Here is a 20,314-nt window from a genome sequence, read left to right on the forward strand (position 1 = left end):
TGTCTTCAGCTCATTGTTTCGCTTTCGTTTCCTCATTGAATCGTCGAACCAGTTGTGAAAATCGTATTCTTTACGCACTACTACACCCCTGAAGGCAACGCGCCTGCGTCGAGGACGTCGGAGCATTGCAAGCGATGGATTCGTGAGAACTCTGACGTCGATGTCACAGTCATCACCTGTGCTCCCAACGTTCCCGATGGCAAGGTCTATCCAGGGTATCGCAATCGACTGTGGCCGCAACGGGAATCGATTGATGGCGTAAATGTCATCCGAGTGTGGTCGTTCATCCGGCCCAATCTTGGGAAGACAGGATTGATCGTCAACTACGTCTCCTACCTCTTCACGGCTCTATTCGCATTCTTGTTTTTCGTCCGTCGGCCGTCCGCTATCGTCGCGACTACTCCACAGTTCTTTTGTGGAGTCGCGGGTATCTTGGCAGGCAAGCTAAAACGGGTTCCCGTTGTCCTTGAAGTTCGCGATATCTGGCCGGAGTCAATCGTGACGGTCGGTGCGATTCGGCGAGGCCTATTGATTCGGACGCTCGAACGCATTGAAAAGTGGATGTATCGAAGCGCCGATCATATCGTGACAGTCGGTCCCGGTTATCGTGATAACATCCTTTCCAAAGTCGACGTTCACAATCGAATCAGCACTGTCACCAATGGTGTCGATCCGGATCAGTTTGATCCTCAGCTTCGTGGTAGCGAATTCGCAAATAAATATGGCCTTGGTGATCGTTTTGTTTGCTCGTACATCGGAACTGTCGGACGCGCCCACGGCCTAGAGATCATCGTCAGAACGGCGGAGCGGTTTAGAGAAGCCAAACGGGATGATGTCGCGTTCATCATCGTCGGTGGTGGTGCTACGCTAGAGCAACTCCAGCAAACGATCGAAGACAAACAGCTCGGCGATTTGGTTAAGACAACCGGGCGACTGGATAAGTCAAAAATGCCTGACGCATTGGCAGCATCCGATGTTTGCTTGGTCCATTTGAGCAAAGTTGATCTCTTCGAACATGTGATCCCGTCGAAGATCTTTGAAACGATGGCGATGGAAAGGGGAATCATCATGGGCGTACGCGGGCGGGCCCGAGACATCGTCCTTGATGCGGCAAGCGGTGTCTCTTTGGAACCCGAAAACGATGCAGAGCTATTTGAAATCCTTCAGGGAATGACCGCTGACAAAGAATCGGTACGTTCGATGGGCCAGAGAGGTCGGCAATTCGTTGTCGAACACTTCAATCGCGATCACCTTGCGGCCGATATGCTGGAAATCGTCCGCAGAACAGCCGCAAAAGAAGTCTTCTGCCTACCAGATCGCAGCTGGGAACCTGTCGTCGATTCAAAGAACAACTCCGAATCGGTGACACTAAGCAATTCGTCACGATAAAGCCTGCGGATGAAATGTCACCTACAAAGCTGTCTCGTGTATTAGCCTTATTGCACTATCATCGTCCTCGCCAATTCTTGTGGCGGGGCTACAGGACTATACAACGCAAAGTCCGTCAAAAGCTTCCTTCCAATTGGGTCTATCAAGCTCCCAAAGGACCATCGAAATGGAAGCCAATGGCCCGTGAGGCCTTCCGCCAAATCGCTCTCCAAAGAGTTGACCTTTGGCCTGTCAGAAACGAACACGTCACCAAAATCGCCGAAGGTACGTTTTCTTTTCTGAACCATCAGCTTCAAATCGGAGCGATTGATTCGAATGGCAACATGACTGTCGATTGGTCACCAGAGTCGACTCGACTCTGGCGATTCCATCTACAATCACAAGAGTTTTTGCTCAAAGTCGCCGCCAATGAAGGACCAGAATTTGCCGCTCTCTTGATGCAATCATGGCTATCGCAGCCGGATCATCGTCACCCGATGAAAGATCCCGATGCATGGCATCCCTTTTGTATTTCAAGGCGACTTCCGGTTTGGCTTTGCGTCGATGCAATCCATGATGTTTCATCAATCATCGGCCCCGATTTCTTTGACTCCGTAGCAGGGCAAGTCCAATGGCTGCATAGGAACATGGAATGGGACCTGGGCGGCAATCATCTGCTCGAAAACTTGACCGCGTTATACATGGCAGGATGCTTCCTTGAACCGGTTGCACCACTCGACTTGCGAGGAATTGAACGTTGCTTGCTAGATCAACTTAAAATTCAAATCCTGCCATCGGGCGAGCACTACGAACGGACACCGACTTATCATACGTTGATGCTGGTCTGCGTATTGCAGTGCGTGGAAGCGGCTCGATTTGTCAAATCAGATGCGGAACTTCCGCTGGTCGAAATCGCAAACAAAATGGCTCGTTTTCTGGATTCGATCACGTCGCCTGATGATTCGATTCCGCTACTGGCAGACTCCGTTGTGGCAGAGACACCGGACTTGAAACAACTTCAGAATTGGTGTCATCGCCTGAACATTTTCGGCACCGAATGCTGCAAGACATCGGACTATTGGGTAATCAATCGCCCCGAGAAGCATCAGCTACTGTGCGACCTTGGCCCATTGGCGTGCGACCACTTGCCAGCCCACGGACATGCGGACCTCTTTCAAATTACCGCCTCGTTCTTCGGCCAACAGGGCATCGTCGATACGGGAAACTATCAATATGAACCGGGTGATATGCGGATGCGATGCCGCCGCACCGACGCTCACAACGTACTGCAGCTAGGGGAGCTTGAGCATTGTGACATCTGGTCTAGCTTTCGGATGGGACGCCGAGGGCATCCGATTGCACGCCACGAAGGCGAAACATCAACGACTCGCTGGGTTGCCACAGCCCATGATGCATTCTCAGGTCCTAGCGGACGAATCTTAATAGCGTATGCCAGTCAATGGACAATCCTCGATTGGTACTCCGCAGCGGATCGCCTACAGGACACAGTTCGGTCTCCTTTACACTGGCATCCGAGTTGGACTTTAGAAGCTTCCCAAGATTCGGCTACGTGGAAAGCTGATCATAAAAACGATTCTTACGGTACGATCACCATCGTCGGTGACGGTAGCAGCACGGCGCATATCGTTATTGAAGAAGGGATCTACTGCCCGGACTTCGGTGAACTGTTCGCGAATCAAGTTGCCACGCTGACCAGCAAGATGCAACAAGTTGGTTGGCTCCGCTGGCGCATCTTGCTGGACGAGAACGCCGAATTGATCGACGAATCGGTCGAGATCTCATCCGATGAGATCAACATCGCAAGCGAGAATGAAAACTTGCTTCAGCTGAACATCAAAGACGGACATCTGCTGTCCGCACAAATGGCTTAACAAATGTTGATTTTCGATTTTGGTCGCTTACAAAGTCAAAGGCGACAATAGAAAATCAATAGGCTGCTAAGCCAGCTTACGAAGCGACACCGCGTGTGTCGTATACGTGAGCGTGCACCTCTCATGCAGACGCACATGCCAAGGAAAGTCTCCTTCGGCAATTAGCTGCAGTCTGCCAAGCGCGTTTGGCGAACTCTGGTCAAGCAACTGACGCAAAATCGCGTCGCTGGCCCCTCTAAAATCGCCGCGTTGGGAATGGCCCCCAATCCAAGACTCGACTCCTGTCGCCGACTCGCTCCAATCGTAGGGGCAGGCGACGACTGCGGAAGCCCCGGCTTTGATTGATTGATCGATTGCCAATAGCAACTGCATTGGCGAGTGCACACAGTCGAGCAAGTTCATCGAAACGGCGGCTGAGAACGATGCAGGGTTAAACGGCAAAGCGGTGGCATCGCACGCCCAAAAGTCGACATGCTCGGTATTCCCAAGCTGGACCTCAAATGACCGCCGATCATAGACCATGCCAACTCGCCGACGCGAATAGTTCAGGACATTTGATCTGGTCAGTTGTGAAGCGATCTTCAGCATCGGAAAATGCAGGTCGATTCCGAGGACCGGTCGATTAAATCGCTTCGCCAGTTCGAAACTGCTACGACCTGCGCCACACCCAAGATCCAGTATCGGACCGCTGCCGGTCAGTTGAAAATCGGCAAGGTCAATGGCAGACGTCATCACCTGAATCATTGAACCTGAAGACAGGTCAGAACGATCTTCCACTGGATCAAATTCTGAGTAGTGATCCCAGAGATAGCTACTGAGTTGCTGTCGGTTAGAATTGAATGCTGATGAAGGTCCTGCACAATCACCCAGGATACTTTCGACATCCGCCCCCAAGTCCTCGCGCAAGCAGATGTTGTTCAAGTTGTTTGCGAGATACGTTCGCAAGTCTTGTAGGATGACAGGAATTGCATCGATGATCGGATACTCATGCCGACAAGACGCGTTGCTACATTCGAGACGCCCCTCGGTGACATGATTTCCTTCTTGTCTATCGATGCTGACGATTTTCAATGCAGCCGCAGAATCTTCGGTACGACAAACCGGACAAACCGGCTGCAATGCCTCAAATAGCTCCAACCTCATCGGGATCAGCCACCGATCAAAACGGTTGGTTCACAAGGCGGCAGAATCTTACCAACCGGACTTGGGATCGGAGCAACACAGCTTGTGTGTGAAGTCATATCGTTGGAACGGGCGGCGGGCATGCCTCCGATTAACACACTTGCGGAGCCTTTGGCGACCATCGCCGGCCCGCCCGGCACACAACTCGGCAGCATGCATGGTGTTGTCGTGTCAGTCACCCTTGCCGCCGGCTTTCCACCAATCATCACGTTCGGAGCCCCTTTGATGATGGTCACCGGAACGGCCGGATGCGCAACCGGAGTCGGCACGGGGGCGGCCGGGTGGATGGGCGCGTGGCAGTGTGGCGCGTCTTGTTTCGCCATATCGCCCATGCGAGCTGCGGGTTGTCCCATCGTTTGATCTTCCTTCAGGGTGCGTTTCTTTCTGTCTACTTTATCGTCAAAGATGACTCAAGACCAAGCCCGCTAGCCCGTTCGACCGATCAGTTCGACAAGATGAAACCCATGTTGGGTTTGAATGGGCCCATAGATCCCACCCGGTTCCGCTTGCACGATGACGGCGTCAATTTCAGGAGGCAGATGTCCGGCACCAATTCCCTTCAATTCGCCTCCCTGACAAGCAGTCGGACATGTCGAGTACATTTGGGCTAATTGTCCAAAGTCGGCTCCGTCTTGCCAAAGCTGCATGATCTCCCGAGCCTGCTGCTCGGAAGCGACCTGGATATGCTTGGCGTCGTATCGCATCGTTGACTGTCCTTACTGACCTGCGACGCAGAAGATATTTGGGCAGCTAACATCGCCAATCATCGGAGTTTCGGCTGCGGCTTCAAAGGTTCCAGCCATGGAACCGGCCAAACTAAGGCTATCCATTCCTGGGATCGCTGGCGGCGAAATTTCCGCGACCACTGACGCCGCAGCACCTGCTCCGGCGGATAATTCCGCACTTGCTGAAATGGCCGCTGCTAACATGGCGGTGACTTCTGCGCTGGCCATCAATTCTGCTGAAAACGAAGCAGTCGCTTCGATAGCAGCCGAAATTGCTGCGGAAACATTTGCGGCAGTCGCATCGAGGCTCGGCATGGACGCTTCGCCACCGCCAGAGGCTTCTGACACTAAAGCGAAATCACTTAGCCCAGCACTGATTTCACCCATTTCACCCTGGCTAAGTTCCAGTGGCGGGACGCTTAGACCAGCTGTCGCCTCGATGGTCGCTGCAAACTCGCCAGGCGAGCTGATATCCATTCCCAGAGCGACCGCCGCATTGACCGCCCGGGCGGCCAATGCGATCTGAGTTGCCATCTCCAAGGAAACGGTCCCGGCCACCGATGCTGTAAGGCTAGCGGCGGCTTCGATTGCAGCCGCAAAGCTCGCTTCGATCGCGGCCGCAATTTCGCCCGGTGAAAGACTTGGTGCGGCCAAATCGATTCCAAGAGATTGCTGTATCGATCCGCCAAGTGCTAGCGCCGCAGGTAGGTTCCCGGTGGGCGCCACCGCTGCCGCACTGGACTCGCCGAGTCCGCTTAGCGTCGGTGCTGCAATGTTAAGTGAACCTGCCGCCAAAGAGAGCTGAGCTTCTGCGTTTGGCGCGGTTAGGTTCAATCCTAGATCGCTACTCGCTTGAGCCATCGCTTCCAAGGCCAGGACTGCTTCGATCGAAACAGGAGGGAATTCGGCGTTAAGGACTGCATCAAGCGCCCCCGACAAAGCTGCTTGTGCAACGGCGTTAATCGCCGCAGCCGCACTCGCCATCGCAGCCAAGTCCCCAGCCCCGGCAGGAAGCGGCGGCATGGCGACGGCTGGGAACGATGCTGACTGAACGGCAACGTTCATCGCGGCAACTTTGGGAAGGCAAATGCAGCGCATTGATATTCACTCAAATCCGTTCGAATGATCAATCGAAAGCATACGAGAACTCGCCGTTGTCAATTTTGACGTGGACGCGTTGGATCGGTTTGCCTTCCATCATTCGAGTTAAGAACTCGCTGCTGATGTTTGGCAGAACGGTGTTGGTCAGAATCGCATCAATCATCCGACCGCCGCTATCGAGTTCGGTGCAACGACTCGCGATCAAATCAATCACATCGTCATCGTAAGTGAATGGCAGATCGTGATTCTTTTGGATCCGTTTTTCGATGCGGCTGAGTTGCAACTTGGTGATCGCGCTGATCATTTCATCGTTCAGCGGGAAGTACGGAATCGTTACGATACGGCCCAGCAATGCCGGTGGGAAGACTTTCAACAACTCTGGACGCAACGCTTTCGCCAACCCTTCTGCTTCCGGCATCAGCTCAGGATCTTTGCAAAGATTCATCGTTAGATCGGTGCCAGCGTTGGTGGTCAACAGGATCAGTGTGTTTTTGAAATCGATCACACGCCCTTCGCCATCTTCCATCCATCCCTTGTCGAAGACCTGGAAAAAAATTTCGTGGACGTCATGGTGAGCTTTTTCGACTTCGTCCAGCAAAACGACGCTATAGGGACGGCGCCGGACCGCTTCGGTCAACACACCGCCTTCGCCGTAACCGACATAGCCGGGAGGGGCACCTTTGAGTGTGCTGACGGTATGAGCTTCTTGAAATTCGCTCATGTTGATCGTGATCACATTTTGTTCGCCGCCATAAAGTGCTTCGGCAAGCGCCAACGCGGTTTCTGTCTTTCCGACTCCGGATGGGCCGGCAAGCATGAACACACCGATTGGCTTGTTGGGATTATCCAAGCTTGCTCGTGACGTTTGAATACGACGTGCGATCATCTCCAACGCGTGGCGTTGCCCGATAATGCGGTCGTTCAAAATGTTTGCCAAATTCAACACCGTGGCAACTTCGTCTTTCACCATTCGGCCGACAGGAATGCCGGTCCAATCGCCAACGACCGATGCGACAGCTTGTTCGTCAACGGTCGGCAAGATCAATGGTGTTTCGCCTTGCAGTTCATGGAGCTTTGTCTGCAACGACTTCAGTTCTTGCAGCAATGTTTTTCGATCTTCTTCACTGGCGGGCTCGGCAGCCGATTCGCCAGCCGAATCACCTGATTGCGAAGCGACGTTTTCGGCCTCCGCATCGGCAGCCTTTTCCAAACGGCTGTTCGTGCCTTCAACTTTTCCGCTGTTGCCACGAAGCTTCGCGCGAATGCCCAGAATTTGCTCGACTAAGTCTTTCTCTTCGTTCCAACGAGCCTCTAGTTTTTCCAGACGGGCTTCTTCTTCTTTCAGTTCTGCCTCCGCCGTTGCCTGACGGTCGCTGGTATCAACGCCAACCAAATTTTCATCGGCGATGATGCCCAATACAGTCTTAAGTGCTTCGATTCGCTTGCGGCAATCATCAACTTCGGCGGGCACGGCATGCTGGCTGATCGCGACACGTGCGGCAGCGGTATCGAGCAAGCTGACGCATTTGTCCGGCAGCTGCCGAGCGGGGATATATCGATGCGAAAGACGAACGGCCGCTTCGAGTGCTTCGTCAAGAACCTTGACTTTGTGATGCTGCTCCAGAGTCGATGCCATGCCACGCATCATCAGGATTGCACGCTCCTCGCTGGGCTCTTCGACCTGGACGACTTGGAACCGCCGCGTTAGTGCGGGGTCTTTTTCGATGTGCTTTTTGTATTCGGCCCACGTCGTTGCAGCGACGGTTCGCAGGGTACCACGCGCAAGCGCCGGCTTCAGTAGGTTCGCCGCGTCGCCGGTACCTTCGGCACCACCAGCACCGACCAAGGTATGAGCTTCGTCGATGAAAAGAATGATCGGTTTTTCCGATGCTTGGACTTCTTCGATAACTTGTTTGAGGCGATTTTCGAACTCGCCTTTCATGCTTGCACCAGCTTGCAGCAGACCGACATCAAGCGATCGCAGTGAAACATCTTGCAGCGGCGGCGGCACATCACCGGCGGCAATCTTCAATGCAAAGCCTTCGACAACTGCGGTTTTACCAACGCCCGCTTCACCGGTCAGGATGGGATTGTTTTGACGCCTTCGCATCAGGATGTCGATGATCTGACGAATCTCTTCGTCTCGTCCAACAATCGGGTCGATCTTGCCTTGGCGGGCATTTTCGGTGAGGTCGACGGTAAAGCGTTTGAGCGCTTCTTGCTTGCCCATGGCTGCTGGTGGCATCGCCCCACTGGCCTCACCAGGAACAGCTCCGCCGCCGACTTGGAAACCGTCGGTCGCTCCCAGATTTTCTTCCGGTGAGCCGCTGACCACTTCGTCGAATCGGTCAGTCAGAGTATCCAGCTTGATCTTGTCAAACTCTTCGGAGATCGAGACCAATGCGTTCTTCAGCGATCGGGTCTTCAGAATTCCGACAATCAAATGCCCGGTTCGGACTTGCGATTCGCCGAACATCAACGTGCCATAAACCCAACCGCGTTCGACAGACTCTTCGATGTGTGACGAGAGGTCAGAAATCGACGTCGAACCGCGAGGCAGCTTTTCCAAGGCGTTTGTCAGATCTTTTACCAGACGCGAAGGATTGATGTTGAACTGTTTGACAATGCAGTGCAAGTCAGAGTTTTCTAGCTGCAAGATCTGGTTGATCCAGTGGACCAATTCGACGTACGGGTTACCACGCATTTTGCAAAACACGGTGGCACTCTCGATGGACTTGTAGCCAACGCTGTTTAGCTTTCCGAAAAGTGAAGTTCGGCTGATGTCGGACACGTTCGATTCCTTCGCGGTTGCGATGTTTTGTCTAAAGGGTGATTAAAAGATCATCGGGATCGTGTGTGACCCCTTCGTTATCAAGCCACATGGTTTCACCGAGTTGAGCGTGCCCGAGCTGCCATGATGGTGTGTCTTCTTGACGAAGAATTAGATTCAAATCCCAAGCAAGTTCTTCGCCGATGTAGTTTTTGACCAAATCTGAAAGCCGGTCCAAGCTGCGTCCTTCCGGCAGCATTCTGATGAAGTCTTCCCAACGGACCGGTCCGATCTTGATTCGAAATTTTTGTTGGCATTGCCAAACATCCGGGCCGACCGTGCAAGCGACTCCCAAAGTCGAGGAGTTCTCGTCGCCGCCAAGTTGGAACTGATAATCGTTCGGGATTTGCGTCCATTCGCCAACGAATTCTTGGATCTTGCAGGGCAACTGAAAGAAGTCGCCAATCATGTCCTGAAGAGCTTCCGGATTCTTTGCTTGGCACGCGAAACGACCGGCGTAAAACAGCTTTGCCAAATCAGGAAATTCATCACGCTGTTGAAGCGACTGCATCCCCGTGCCCATCAACGATGCCACGAAAACTTGAAACCTATCGTCGTCGGGGCGATCGAATTGCGATGTCGGTTGGGCGTCCGCATGTGCTCGATAAAACAACGACAGCATGCGGTGGTGGAACACGTCTAGGAACGCGGCAAAGGTCGGGTCGTCGTGATGCCGCAAGCGATCGCGAACATATTCCGTCAGGTGCAAAGGCAACGCACCGTTGGGGCCACAAAGGCCAAAGAACCGAACGGCCATCCGGTGAAAGTCACCTTGTTCGCTAGCACTGAATTTCGAAAGCGAAGCCGGTGCGAAAGCCAATGAAGGCTCTTGAGTCAAACGAACCTTGTCGTCCGATAGGCGTACGGAATGACCATACCGAGGTGCGTCTGCGAACACGCACTCGAGCAATCGCATCGCATGATAAAAATCAAAGCGATACGGTGATTCGGTCATTTTTTGCAGCGTCACTTCTAAAGCGTGTGACGCCGTCCCATCCTCGCGGGCCATCGCATTACCTCACCGCGCTCGGTTGTTCTAAAAACCGTCTCGGTAAATGAGTTGATCGATACGTACTTCGCAAAAAACTGATTCAACACCGAAGCCATCAAAAACGCGCCGGTGCCTTCGAATCCAGACTCGTCAATGTTCAGCGTGATCTCGGTTCCGCGTGCAAAACTAAGTGGACCATCGGTCGAAATGGGACGAGTGACCGGCTTTGATTCGACAGATCGAACCGCATCGACCTGTTTGTTGACAAGAACGTTGTTGACATCGGAGTACAACGAAAGCAGTTCACGCAGTGCGCTGGCACTGCCGTCAGTGTTGGTCAACGAGAGATAGTTCAGCGACAAATGGCTGATCAAACGCCACGTGGTCTGACCGTTCTCATAGCTTCGCGAAGGCTCAGGCTTCGTCGGACCGGCGAGGCAACGTACCGCCTTTACCGGTGCGCTGATTTCCAGTGTAAAGTCTGTCTCGCCCACCCCAACCGGCATCTGCAACGGCAAATCGCGGTTGGTACAGATCGTATCAATCCCCAGTTGCCTGAGCTGATGTGAATACGGAGCTTCATTGGCGTCGACCAGCGAGATAAACGTTTCGCTGCCGACATAGCTGGACCGAGGCCCATACTGCCGGTGTTTTGCCGAAAGCACTCGAGGGCGGCGAATCACAGAATAGAACGCCCGTTTCTGTTGATCCGCAGCAACATCGTTCAACTGATAAAACGGTTTGAACTCCTGTTCCCGATCATTGTTGTTGCCGTAACCACGGACGTCTTTGACCGAGTAGACTTCGAAGTCAATCGGACGGGTTCGATCAGGAAGGACTTGGTATTGCGAAAACCGTTCGCTTAGATGAATCCTATCAGCTCGTTTTTCAAACAGATTGATTGCCGGCGAGCAGTGTAGTGCAAAGTGTGACTCGTCGACGCGATTGGTAAGCCGTGGATCGCGACGATTCAGTAAGATCGCGATTTCAATCGCTTGATCATCGCACTTTCCAAAGCTTTCCTTCAGGTGACAAAGGTTCGCAAACATGAACCTTTGCGGGAACGCAAAGTATTCTTGCAGTAGCCGGTAACCGCTAAACGATCGCGGCCCGCTGGGTATCAAAGCGTTTTCGTCTTCAAACCCGAGCGGTTGCACATTGCTTTTGCCATGTCTAACAGTCCAAGGTGATTTTGAACCGGCCGGACGAAAAGCGATGCCAACGACGTTCGACATCAGCTGTTCGTACAAACGCATCGGAACGTCAGAGCTTCCGCGAATAAACAGTGGCAGAGATTCGATTGACAACTGATTGATGTTCAAGCCCGCAGTCGCGTCGAAGCGGAATACCAAAGCGGCTTTTACAGACGGATCGTCCGGTAAACCGAGCGTTGCGTTGTCGCGTGAAAAATAATCTGCCTTTGAGAACTTCAACGGCCACAGCTTCACCGAGTGCGCCGTTCGAAAGGTGCAGCGAGTCTGTTCGCCTTTGCCCAGCAGACTTTGTAATGTTGTGCCGCGAGCGATTTCGAAGCCATCGACCAACGCACCTTCGGTCAAGTCAGGTTGAAAGTTAACGACCGTCATCGACGGCTGAGGTGCCAAGTAGTGCGGGCAAACCATTTCCAGCAGGTGCTGAGTAAACCGCGGAAATTCGGCGTCAAGCTTTAGCTGAATACGCGCCGCCAATAGCGCGAATCCTTCGAACAATCGTTCGACGTAGGGGTCAGCGCACTCAAAGTCATCGATCCCAAGTCGACTGGCGATCTTGGGATATTCCGCAGCGAATTCGGCCCCCGATTCGCGGACAAATTGCAATTCTTGGTTGTAGTACGTCAGTAGGCGTGGATCCATGATGTGGCTTCCTTACACCTCGTGAATGTTGACGTCGCCGGTTTCCAAATCCAGCTCCGATCGCAAATACAATCGTTCGGGATAAGGACGCGCCCAGAGCTCGCCTTCGATTTCAAAGGTCAGCGAACTCGTAAGCGGATTTTCCGGATCCTTCTTGCCGCGGACTTCCAGGGTTTCGGCAAGAATCCGAGGCTCGAAATCTAGAATTGCTTGGCGAAGTGCTTGCTGGACGTCTTCAACGTGCAAGCCCGACACCGTTTTTCCGGTCAAGTCAGGAATCCCGTAGTTGATCACGGAACGACGGACTTCCTTATATTCAGACAAGTCTTCTGCGGCAGCCAGATGGCAGGTGTTTAAAAGCCACGCGAGATCGCGCAGAACAGCTGCACGCAAACGATGAATCGAGAAAACACGCTTGTCACGCGCTTCTTGATTCTGATTCGGTTGCTCGTCTGTTAGCCGATCCAGCAGCGACGGAAACAACTGTTCTTGGGAACTTAGGTCAGCCATCAGTCGGCCACCGAATCAGAAGAGACCGCTTCGGTCGGCTCAGCTTCTGCTGAAGGATGCTCCGGAACTTCGTTCACACTGATTTTCCGAATCTCCATCAACGCCAGTTCACTTGAATCGGTGACCAACATTCGCTGACCTTTACCAACGTAAAAATCTTCGATGGACGCGTCCGCTTGTTCCCACTGTGTTTGTCGGGCCAAACGGATCGACGGATCTTGATCAAGGTGTGAACCAGGATATCGCGTCGGGATCATCCCGAACGCCTCGCCACCACCAGCCAAAACGAAATGAGCTGGCAACCAAACAAAGTCTCGCAGATCCGAGGGCGTTTCGAGATCGATCTGTGCGATACGGTTGAATGGCACCCAGTAGTACTGTCCATTCATCAGAACTTCTAACACCGGACCGAGCCGTGGGTCAGCATCAGCGATCCACTCAAACGGCTGGCTCTCTTCGTTCGACAAGACAATATTCCCGGAGGTTGTCGGAGCCAACTCGAACGCTTCAGCGCGCAATTGTTGTGCTTGCTGATGTTGACCCTTCGCGGAATGTTTCAACGCTTCGATCAAAAGCGCAAGCCAACGATCTGGTTCACCCAGAATCAATGGCGAAGTCTCACCGGCGAAGACACGATGGCGAAAGACCTCGCAGCGGATCGCTTCACGATAGGCCTGAACCATGGCAAGATTGCTGGCTTCCAACTGGCCGCAGACTTCCAATTGGTTCAGCGAGCTTTCCCACTTCCCCAGAACCGCCAGCATCTGAAACAGGAAAATCCGATACTTGCTTTCCGACGGATCTTTCTGAACCCGTTGTTTCAACTCGGCGAAGGCTTCGTCCAACTTACCTTCGCGCAAAAGATCTTCAGCCAGCATTGAATCAATTCCAGGATTTGGACAGCCTGACTGATCATCCGCTTGTGCGATCGCACACAATGCTGACTCGCGGAGCACCCCCGTGCTCACCGTTCAGAAAGGCAATTTAAGAGAAAGGAAAGATCGGTTTTCTTTTCCTCCGTGATCGCATCGATGGGTTTGGATGCGATCACGGAGAAAAAGGCGACGACGTGGTATGGTCGATACCACATCGTCGCATTAAAGATGCCGGATCCGAAGTCACTCTGTGATCCGGCAAATGTCTTATCGCGAACCGAGCTTACAGTTGCTTGTTCGCTGCGATGTCCCAAGTGAATTCCTTTTCAGGTCCACCCGAGCCATCTTTCTTCTGTGCCTTGTAGCTAACTTTGACTTGGCGGAAGTTAAGCGTGACGTTTTCTGTCAGGCGATCTTCGCCACCCGAGCCGCCGGTCGAAAGGCTGGTGACCAAGACATCTTTCATATCGATGATCAAATATTCCAACGGATTCTTGCCGGCTTTACGCACGGTCAATTTTGCCGATGGGAAGTGGTCGCCATTGGCGCAATAAATCATCAAGATCGGAGATGCAGTATCGATCCACTTCGTCAGCGAGATATCTTGGAAGCTCGCTTTGCCGGCACCGCCACCAGAACCGGTGTGGAACGAACCGCTTTGGGACATTCCCCAGCTCCACGCGAGCACGTCAATTTCGTTTGTGTGCACGCTGTCTTGCGATTCACCCTGGATTTCGCCTTTGATATCCAGAAACATATCAACAGCCATGGTCGTTTTCCTTTATGCAGTTTTTTGTTGGATTCAGTTAATAATCGCAAGGCCGTCGCCTTGCGGGTCGGTTTGGCAGATAGGTTGACCCGTTGAGATCAACCCCCCCCCTTCGCCGATGGCAGTTTGGATACCAGGCGGAGCGAAACTGAAAGGCCTTCCAGTTGGTAGTGTGGCCGCAGGAAGAACTTACTGGTGTAGTACCCTGGGTTCCCTTCGACTTCTTCAACAACCACTTCAGCGTCAGCCAATGGCTTGCGTGCTTTGGTTTCTTCGCTCGAAGTGCCTGGGTTTCCGTCGACGTACTGGTTGATCCAATCTTGGAGCCAAACCTGCATGTCTTTGCGTTCTTTGAAGCTTCCGATTTTGTCACGCACGATGCACTTCAGGTAATGAGCGAAGCGGCAGGTCGCGAACAGATAGGGAAGCCGAGCGCTTAGGTTTGCATTGGCCGTAGCATCGGGATCGTCATATTCGGCGGGAGCGTGCAGTGATTGAGCACCGATGAAGGCAGCAAAATCAGAGTTTTTCTTGTGGATCAATGGCATGAAGCCATTTTTTGCAAGCTCCGCTTCACGGCGATCGCTAATCGCGATTTCCGTTGGGCACTTCATATCCACGCCACCGTCATCGGTTGGGAACGTATGGCATGGCAGGTTCTCGACAGCACCACCGGACTCGATGCCGCGAATTCGCGAGCACCAGCCGTACATCTTGAACGATCGCGTGATGTTGGTCGCCATCGCGTAGGCGGCGTTTGCCCAGCAATAGTTTTCGCTGTTGGCCGATTCGGTGTCTTCTTCAAACGCGAATTCATCAACAGGATCCGTCGCCGCACCGTAAGGCAAACGCGACAGGAACTTTGGCATTGCCAATCCGATGTACTTCGAATCTTCCGACTCACGAAGCGAACGCCATGGGGCGTATTCAGGAGTCTGGAAAATCTTCGTCAAGTCACGCGGATTGGTCAGCTCTTGCCAGCTGTCCATCTGCATCACCGATGGTGCAACACCCGCGATGAAAGGCGAGTGGCAGGCAGCGGAAACTTTAGCCATTTCACCTAGCAGTTCGACATCTGGCGGGCTGTGATCGAAGTGATAATCACCAACCAAGCAGCCGTAAGGCTCGCCACCAAATTGTCCGTACTCTTCTTCGTACATCTTCTTGAAGATCGGACTTTGGTCCCATGCGGTCCCTTTGAATTTCTTCAGCGTCTTGTGCAGCTCTTTCTTGCTGATGTTCATGACGCGGATTTTCAGCATCTCATCGGTCTCGGTATTGTTGACCAAGTGATGCAGACCACGCCAAGCACCTTCCAACTTCTGATAGTCACCGTGGTGCAAGATCAGGTTGATTTGTTCGCTTAGCTTGGAATCAATTTGCGCGATGATCGCTTCGATCGACTTCAGTGCGTCGTCGGAGATCAGCGATGTTTGTGCGAGAGCTTGTTCGGCAAGCGTTTGGACTGCGGATTGGACCGCTTCTTTTGCCTGATCGCTTTTGGGACGAAACTCTTTTTCCAGTAGCGATGAAAACTCGTCTTTGGTGACGGTAGCGCCAGCTGAAGCGGATGCGGATGATTCGGCAGAACTCATTTCTCGATTACTCCTCGGTAGCAGGTGTTTCGGCGGAGTCAGCATCAGCGTTTGGAGCTGCGCTTAGTGATTGAAGAAGCGCGGGGTCTTGCAAGACCTTGTTCAACAACGCTTCCGCGCCATCTTTGCCGTCCATATAGGTCAGCAAGTTTGCAAGTTGTTCACGAGCTTGAAGCAGCTTGTTCAACGAATCAACTTTGCGAGCGATCGCTGCGGGCGAAAAGTCGTCCATGCTTTCGAAGGTCAGATCGACCGCCATGTTTCCTTCACCGGTCAAGGTATTGGGAACTTGGAAAGCAACGCGTGGCTTCATCGACTTTAGACGATCGTCAAAGTTATCGACATCGATTTCCAAAGCTTTACGCTCCGAAACCGGTGCCAACGGTTCTTCGGGTTTGCCGGATAGCTCAGCCAAAACGCCCATCACGAATGGGAGCTGAACTTTCTTTTCCGCACCATAAACTTCGACATCGTATTCGATCTGTACCCGAGGAGCTCGATTCCTCGCGATAAACTTCTGGGCGCTAGAGTTAGCCATGAGTGACTCCTACGGGAATATTTTACGGTGCCTGAGAACACCGCGACAATAGAATGTTTTTTACCAGCTGTCGTCGCTTGACGATTCTGAACTTGAATTGGACTCTGATGTATCACTTGGTACAGAAGCAACGCCGCCACTCAATGCTTCGGCTTGGGAAACCGCGTCCGGGGCCACATCGCGAAGGATGTCAAGAAAGCTTGCCGATGAAAGACGCTGAGCACGTCGAATCAACAGAGGCAGCGGACTAGAGGGCTCATTGGTTTCGTAGTAATCACACACGTCCGCCAAGGCTTGAATCGCTTGTTGACGTGTCGCGATCTTTCCACCAACGTAACCCATTGGACTCGCTGCTACCGCACCGGTCTGACTGACGGCGCCGGTTGCGACACCATCGTCTGATCCAGCGGCTTCGTCTGCTTCGGTCGGCTCCGGCTCGATTCCAACGCCACGGCGTTTTAGCTGTCCGGCAACGAGTTGATTGATTTCGTTAAGAAGGTTCCGTGGTGACGCGAGGCTAACAGCAAGGTTCACACCAACGTGCTCGGTAACCTGACGCTCAATTTCCGCCAGGTGCTCGGCAGCCAATCGGGTTGCTTCTTCGGTCGCTTGGATATCCTCAACAGCGGCATCCGTGAAAGCAGCGTCGATCGTTGCTGGCGAAGGGCCCTTGGGCTCATCCGATGCTTCGGACTGCGAACCGCTCGACCAATCGTCGTCGTCTTGTTTGGGTGCCGGCTTCGAGGCAGCCTCGGCCGCTTCGCGGGACTTTTCGATATCACGAAAGCTGAAACGCCCCACCGCTCTCGACGAAACGATCGGGGCTTCGCGAATTTCACGTAGTGTCGTGTCGTCGTCGCAAAGTGTGATTAGCGTGTTCGTGCGATAGGTCGGATCGTTGTCATCGTCGGCATCCAATTCTGGGTGGACCGTATCCCAAAACGTTTCGACATACTTGCGCAACAGATGAAGGCAGCGTTCAAATCCGACAAAACCTTCCTGGTGAAGTGTCGCTCGCGCCAGCAGCACGACAACTCGCATATCTTTGGTGCGTTCAAGCAAGCTTTCTGCGCGACGTTTGACGTCTTTCCAGTCCGGCTCTTCAGCCGCAACAATCGTGTTTCCGTACTGCTGTTCCGGCTTCGCTTGCGCGGCGCGATCCATTTCGCCGAAGTCAGCGTCGTACTCCAAGTCCGGTCCGCACGGTTCATCGTCGGATAAGGGTTGAAGCAGTTTGTCGAGGTCCGTCAGGTCCATAGGGCCAATCGCTTGAGTTGTGGCATGTCCTCGCAGTGCAACTTGCATCAATGCGAAGATCATGACCACGTTTGGGTGACACAATCATCAGGGCAGCTAGCAACGACTCTTTCGAAGGGTCTTCGGAACTGTAAACCACTCCTTATATCAACGCGTCCAACTGCGCCGAAGTCTTTGGGGCCTAATCAAGCCATCCGACAGACTGGACGGGATGTTCAGTTTCTAACGATGGTGCCGCGCATATTGCGGCAATAGGCCAAGGTTTCTTGAGCCAAATTTGCGGGAATGTGTTGAGCGATCAACGAACTTAGATTAGCAGAATCTGAATCGTGCGTGTCAACGGTACCGGTTTCAGTTTCATTGTCCAGCAATGTTCAAAACTTACCGATCGGTCTCGAAATCACGCCGATACCACCAGCGTTAGTGGTGGTTAAATGAAGAGATGTGCGGGTGTGCAGATTCGAGGAAACCATGGAAGCAAGTTCAACAACAAGTCGACGCGAACGTCTCGTTAGCGCATTCATCGTCGCTGCGGTGGCAGCTCTTGTCACCAGTTTTTTTTTGCGCCCCGATTCTCTGTGTGGAACAGCTATTTCGTCCCTGAAGTTGACCGAGCACACGACACACTGCGCCAAGTTGCCGATCCCTGGTTAACAATCAACAACAGCAACAGCCGCGTAATCCAGTGGCGGCTTCTGTTCCCGCTGATCGGCAACCTTTTACACCTCCGCGATTGGCAGTTCCTGTGCTTGCCGCTGCTCGGCTGCTTTCTGACGTTGGCCTACTTCGCGAACACCATGCTGCATCGCGGTGCAGAGAAACTAACGGTGCTTTTGGCGACAACGCTTTTCGCCATGCTGCCCTGGTACTTTGTTTCGACTGGCTGGCTTGCCTACTTTGACAGCTGGCTCGTCCTGGGACTATTGATCACAACCTTTGACCAAAGGCTTTGGCTGATCGCTATCGCCTGCATCGCTACGCCCTGGGTCGACGAACGATTCACACTCGCTTTGCCTATGGTCTTGGCCGTCCGAGCGATCGAACGGCAACCGACCCAAGAAGGCGGCGAAAGCATCATGCGAACGCTGGTATTAATCGCATCAACTGGAGCGATCTATCCGATCATTCGGATCGCTTCGCTCACATTCGGAGCAGACAACGTCGCGGGTGCCTACACGACTGAGCACACGTCGGCCATACGCCAAATCCCCGCAGCTGTTTTCCTTTCAGGTTTATGGCAAGGGTATCGAATCGTATGGATCTTTGCTGCTGTATTCCTTATCCAGAGGCGGCAGTCGGCGCCACGAACGCTCTGGTGGATCACTCTGGCAACAACCTTGCTGACATCGCTTGCTGCACTGTTGATCGCCGGTGACATGCACCGCAGCCTAGAGATGCTTACACCAATCGTGGCTGCTGGAATCCTGGGAGTTCAAAGGTTTGATCAGAAGAAACGCGTTGGACTTCTATCAGCTTGCCTATTGTTATCGATCATCCTGCCGGCGTCGCATCGACTATGGTTTGAGAACTACCCGATCTCGCGGCTGACGTCAGAGCTCCGGCGACAGCCACCTACCAATGCGGAGATCATCAACATGGGCATGGCCCGCGCTAGCCAAATGCTTGACCAAGGTGATGCTGCAGGGGCTACATTGATCGCGGCCGAGCTGATCGAACGTAGTGAAGAGCCATACTCAGCATTGCTGTTTCGTGCGAACCTATTCGCGGCCTTGGAGAAATACGACTTGGCGATCGCCGACCTGGACCATGCGATCGAGCTAGATCCAGTGATGCCCGATGGACACTTTGCCAAGGCAATGCTGCTGGTAAAGACCAAACGATTTGCGGAGGCCATCAGCGAACTGCAGCGGGCCATTGAACTCGGCGGCCCAGCTTGGCCGGGTTACCGTGATTGCCAAGCGGCCATCGAAGTGTTGCAGCAACGCTGATTGGTGCTGATTACAGACCGATCTGACGGATCGGACAGATTGGACCGATCCTGAATTAGACAGATCTGACCGATCGGTCGGATCAAGAATCGGTCGGATCTGTCAAATCAGTCCGATCGGTCTGTAGCTAGCCCAGCGGCGGCTAGCTGTGCGTGAAGCCGGAAATTTTGCCCAGCTGCAGAGCTGATTGCAGCTTTGGATCGCCGACCGATTCGACGGATCGGACAAATTGGACCGATCCTTCATTGGACGGATCGGACTGATCGGTCGGATCAAGAATCGGTCAGATACGACAAATCAGTCCGATCGGTCTGACGTTAACCCAGCAGCGGTTAGCTGTGCGTGCCGCTGGACAGTTCGCCCAGCTGCTGAGCTGATTGCAGCTCTGGATCGCCGACCGAACCGACCGATTCGACGGATCGGACAGATTGGACCGATCCTGAATTAGACCGATCTGACTGATCGGTCAGATAAAGAATCCGTCCAATCTGTCAAATCAGTCCGATCGGTCTGCTTCCGATCGGCGCATAAAAAAAGCCCTTTGGTTGAATCAACCAAAGGGCTTTTAAAAAAATGGCGAGACCTACTTTCACGCTGGTGTGCACTATCATCGGCTCGGAAAGCTTAACTACTGTGTTCGGGATGGGAACAGGTGGGACCTTTCCGATATGGTCGCCAAAAGACGGCATGAGAGATATTTCACCCAGCATGCCGCCGGTTGTTTGGTAATGGCAGTCCTTGCGGGACTAGCGGTTGAATCCGAAGCTACCATGACAGAATCATGAGTGCGGGATATCGATGGCCAATCCTTCGTCCGTTAGTACCGGTTAGCTTAACACGTTACCGTGCTTACACATCCGGCCTATCAACCAGGTCGTC

General features: G+C 53.2%; 16 protein-coding genes and 2 rRNA genes. 3 read left to right on the forward strand and 15 right to left on the reverse strand.

Going from position 1 to position 20,314, the window contains the following annotated elements; all coding sequences use genetic code 11:
• The first annotated feature begins 54 nt into the window (after positions 1–54).
• On the forward strand, positions 55–1,389 hold the full coding sequence (locus tag LOC67_RS11230; RefSeq protein ID WP_230262695.1) for a glycosyltransferase family 4 protein: 1,335 nt from the start codon (positions 55–57) through the stop codon (positions 1,387–1,389).
• Positions 1,390–1,565: 176 nt separating this feature from the next.
• Entirely contained in the window at positions 1,566–3,260 is a 1,695-nt protein-coding gene (locus tag LOC67_RS11235) for an alginate lyase family protein (protein WP_230262696.1), read from the forward strand.
• Between the two features lie 66 nt (positions 3,261–3,326).
• Here LOC67_RS11235 and LOC67_RS11240 read toward each other — a convergent pair whose 3' ends face one another.
• From LOC67_RS11240 to tssA, 13 genes are all read right to left on the reverse strand, one after another.
• Positions 3,327–4,403 carry a methyltransferase domain-containing protein gene (locus LOC67_RS11240; RefSeq protein WP_230262697.1) on the reverse strand — a complete coding sequence of 359 codons (1,077 nt, stop codon included), beginning with the start codon at positions 4,401–4,403 and terminating at the stop codon, positions 3,327–3,329.
• A 5-nt stretch (positions 4,404–4,408) separates the two neighbouring features.
• Positions 4,409–4,795, reverse strand: a complete 387-nt coding sequence (locus tag LOC67_RS11245) for a PAAR domain-containing protein (protein ID WP_230262698.1) — start codon at positions 4,793–4,795, stop codon at positions 4,409–4,411.
• A gap of 72 nt (positions 4,796–4,867) precedes the next feature.
• On the reverse strand, positions 4,868–5,146 hold the full coding sequence (locus LOC67_RS11250) for a peptidylprolyl isomerase (RefSeq protein WP_230262699.1): 279 nt from the start codon (positions 5,144–5,146) through the stop codon (positions 4,868–4,870).
• 12 nt (positions 5,147–5,158) lie between these two features.
• Complete coding sequence (locus LOC67_RS11255) at positions 5,159–6,265, reverse strand: hypothetical protein (protein ID WP_230262700.1); 1,107 nt, start codon at positions 6,263–6,265, stop codon at positions 5,159–5,161.
• Between the two features lie 28 nt (positions 6,266–6,293).
• A complete protein-coding gene (gene tssH / locus LOC67_RS11260; RefSeq protein ID WP_230262701.1) occupies positions 6,294–9,059 on the reverse strand; it encodes a type VI secretion system ATPase TssH in 2,766 nt (921 codons plus the stop codon).
• Positions 9,060–9,090: 31 nt separating this feature from the next.
• Entirely contained in the window at positions 9,091–10,107 is a 1,017-nt protein-coding gene (gene tssG, locus LOC67_RS11265; RefSeq protein ID WP_230262702.1) for a type VI secretion system baseplate subunit TssG, read from the reverse strand.
• Entirely contained in the window at positions 10,071–11,942 is a 1,872-nt protein-coding gene (gene tssF / locus LOC67_RS11270) for a type VI secretion system baseplate subunit TssF (RefSeq protein ID WP_230262703.1), read from the reverse strand. The genes tssG and tssF overlap by 37 nt, the downstream gene beginning before the upstream one ends.
• Positions 11,943–11,954: 12 nt before the next feature.
• The gene (gene tssE, locus LOC67_RS11275; RefSeq protein WP_230262704.1) at positions 11,955–12,452 is read right to left on the reverse strand and encodes a type VI secretion system baseplate subunit TssE; all 498 of its coding nucleotides are present in this window, start codon (positions 12,450–12,452) and stop codon (positions 11,955–11,957) included.
• The gene (locus LOC67_RS11280) at positions 12,452–13,330 is read right to left on the reverse strand and encodes a type VI secretion system accessory protein TagJ (protein WP_230262705.1); all 879 of its coding nucleotides are present in this window, start codon (positions 13,328–13,330) and stop codon (positions 12,452–12,454) included. The genes tssE and LOC67_RS11280 overlap by 1 nt, the downstream gene beginning before the upstream one ends.
• 280 nt (positions 13,331–13,610) lie before the next feature.
• Positions 13,611–14,096, reverse strand: a complete 486-nt coding sequence (locus LOC67_RS11285) for an Hcp family type VI secretion system effector (protein WP_230262706.1) — start codon at positions 14,094–14,096, stop codon at positions 13,611–13,613.
• Positions 14,097–14,194: 98 nt separating this feature from the next.
• Positions 14,195–15,691 carry a type VI secretion system contractile sheath large subunit gene (gene tssC, locus LOC67_RS11290; RefSeq protein WP_230262707.1) on the reverse strand — a complete coding sequence of 499 codons (1,497 nt, stop codon included), beginning with the start codon at positions 15,689–15,691 and terminating at the stop codon, positions 14,195–14,197.
• A 7-nt stretch (positions 15,692–15,698) separates the two neighbouring features.
• Entirely contained in the window at positions 15,699–16,229 is a 531-nt protein-coding gene (gene tssB, locus LOC67_RS11295) for a type VI secretion system contractile sheath small subunit (protein ID WP_230262708.1), read from the reverse strand.
• Positions 16,230–16,289: 60 nt separating this feature from the next.
• Positions 16,290–17,549, reverse strand: coding sequence for a type VI secretion system protein TssA (tssA, locus tag LOC67_RS11300; protein ID WP_230262709.1), 1,260 nt, complete (start codon positions 17,547–17,549; stop codon positions 16,290–16,292).
• Positions 17,550–18,064: 515 nt separating this feature from the next.
• Between tssA and LOC67_RS27580 the strand changes: the two genes are divergently transcribed.
• Positions 18,065–19,435, forward strand: coding sequence for a tetratricopeptide repeat protein (locus tag LOC67_RS27580; protein WP_230262710.1), 1,371 nt, complete (start codon positions 18,065–18,067; stop codon positions 19,433–19,435).
• 571 nt (positions 19,436–20,006) lie between these two features.
• Here LOC67_RS27580 and rrf read toward each other — a convergent pair.
• A 5S ribosomal RNA gene (rrf, locus tag LOC67_RS11310) occupies positions 20,007–20,115 on the reverse strand.
• A gap of 118 nt (positions 20,116–20,233) precedes the next feature.
• Positions 20,234–20,314, reverse strand: a 23S ribosomal RNA gene (locus tag LOC67_RS11315); the annotation flags it as partial.

The organism is Stieleria sp. JC731 (assembly GCF_020966635.1).
Lineage (GTDB): Bacteria > Planctomycetota > Planctomycetia > Pirellulales > Pirellulaceae > Stieleria.

What these genes read in the sequence shown, in the direction of transcription:
- LOC67_RS11235 (WP_230262696.1), top strand. Translation starts at nt 1,566, where the DNA reads ATGGCCCGTGAGGCCTTCCGCCAAATCGCTCTCCAAAGAGTTGACCTT.
- LOC67_RS11240 (WP_230262697.1), bottom strand. Translation starts at nt 4,403, where the DNA reads ATGAGGTTGGAGCTATTTGAGGCATTGCAGCCGGTTTGTCCGGTTTGT.
- LOC67_RS11245 (WP_230262698.1), bottom strand. Translation starts at nt 4,795, where the DNA reads ATGGGACAACCCGCAGCTCGCATGGGCGATATGGCGAAACAAGACGCG.
- LOC67_RS11250 (WP_230262699.1), bottom strand. Translation starts at nt 5,146, where the DNA reads ATGCGATACGACGCCAAGCATATCCAGGTCGCTTCCGAGCAGCAGGCT.
- LOC67_RS11255 (WP_230262700.1), bottom strand. Translation starts at nt 6,265, where the DNA reads ATGCGCTGCATTTGCCTTCCCAAAGTTGCCGCGATGAACGTTGCCGTT.
- tssG (WP_230262702.1), bottom strand. Translation starts at nt 10,107, where the DNA reads ATGGCCCGCGAGGATGGGACGGCGTCACACGCTTTAGAAGTGACGCTG.
- tssF (WP_230262703.1), bottom strand. Translation starts at nt 11,942, where the DNA reads ATGGATCCACGCCTACTGACGTACTACAACCAAGAATTGCAATTTGTC.
- tssE (WP_230262704.1), bottom strand. Translation starts at nt 12,452, where the DNA reads ATGGCTGACCTAAGTTCCCAAGAACAGTTGTTTCCGTCGCTGCTGGAT.
- LOC67_RS11280 (WP_230262705.1), bottom strand. Translation starts at nt 13,330, where the DNA reads ATGCTGGCTGAAGATCTTTTGCGCGAAGGTAAGTTGGACGAAGCCTTC.
- LOC67_RS11285 (WP_230262706.1), bottom strand. Translation starts at nt 14,096, where the DNA reads ATGGCTGTTGATATGTTTCTGGATATCAAAGGCGAAATCCAGGGTGAA.
- tssC (WP_230262707.1), bottom strand. Translation starts at nt 15,691, where the DNA reads ATGAGTTCTGCCGAATCATCCGCATCCGCTTCAGCTGGCGCTACCGTC.
- tssB (WP_230262708.1), bottom strand. Translation starts at nt 16,229, where the DNA reads ATGGCTAACTCTAGCGCCCAGAAGTTTATCGCGAGGAATCGAGCTCCT.
- tssA (WP_230262709.1), bottom strand. Translation starts at nt 17,549, where the DNA reads ATGATCTTCGCATTGATGCAAGTTGCACTGCGAGGACATGCCACAACT.